Annotated in this window: 2 pseudogenes; both read right to left on the reverse strand. The window is 76.6% G+C overall.

From position 1 onward, the window contains the following. Positions 1 to 385: pseudogene (locus EAD98_RS31195) on the reverse strand (hypothetical protein); the annotation flags it as partial. A gap of 23 nt (positions 386 to 408) precedes the next feature. Continuing rightward, a pseudogene (locus EAD98_RS05845) lies at positions 409 to 873 on the reverse strand (hypothetical protein); the annotation flags it as partial. Positions 874 to 1,098: the final 225 nt, after the last annotated feature.

Genomic DNA, 1,098 nt, shown 5'->3' on the forward strand with positions numbered 1-1,098 from the left:
GCGTCGGACCGGCCGGCGGGAACGGGCCCGGCGGCGGCGGGTAACCGGGCCCGGCGCCGGGTGGCGGGTAGCCGGCCCCGGAGCTGGGCGGCGGGTAGCCGGCCCCGGCGCTTGGTGGCGGGTAGCCGGCCCCGGAGCTGGGTGGCGGGTAGGCGGCTCCGGCGCTGGGTGGCGGGTAGCCGGCGTCGGCGCCGGGCGGTGGGTAACCCGGGCTCGAGGTCGGCGACGGACCCCACAGGGGCGCGGTCGGCGGCTCCGCGTCGGCCGGCGGTGGACCCCACTGCTGCTGGGTCGGGTCGACCGGTGGCGGGCCGTCGGAACCGGTCGCCGGGCGCTGGTACGGGTCGTCCGGCTGCCCGGCCCCCGATGGTCCGTAGGTTGTCATGTCATCCCCAGGGTGGGTGGGACTCAGCGCTGCTTGAGACAGAGGACGAAGTCGAGGCCGTCCAGCTCGCTGTCGAAGAAGTACCAGTTGGTGTAGCCCTCGACCTTGGCGCACTTGGCTTCGGCGTCCCGCTCACCGCTGGTCGGGCCGTCGACCCGGCGCAGCACCTCGTACGACTTCGGGGCGCAGCCGCTGATCAGCAGTCTGGGCTTGCCGCCGGCCGCGCCATCGTTGCGGACGCACTGGCCGACCTTGACGAACCGCGGGTCGGCCGACGACTCCGGCGCGGCGCTCGGTGCCGGCGCGGCCGGGTCGACAGCGTCCGCGCTGGGCTCCTCGGCGACGGCCGAGCCGGTCGGCGCGGTCACCGGGGCGGGATCGTCCGATCGGCTGAGGAACCAGAGCGTCCCGCCACCGGCCGCCACCAGCAGCAGTACGACGGCCAGCACCGCGATCAGCGGGCCTCGACCGCGCTTACCCGGAGCCGGTGCGGCATCCCCGCCGTACGGGCCGTCCTCGGGCCGGTACGGCGGCTCTCCGCCGCCGTACGCCGGAACGGCTCCGCCCGGCCGGTACGACCCGCCACCATAGGGGCTCTCCGCCTCGCCGTAGCGCGTCTCCGGCCCGCCACCGTAGGGCGCGTCGCCGTACGGCCCGGGTCGCCCCTGGGGTGCCGCCGGGTACGACTGAACGGCGGGCGGGTAGGGCTCGTG

It is taken from the genome of Micromonospora sp. CV4 (assembly GCF_003667455.1).
Lineage (GTDB): Bacteria > Actinomycetota > Actinomycetes > Mycobacteriales > Micromonosporaceae > Micromonospora.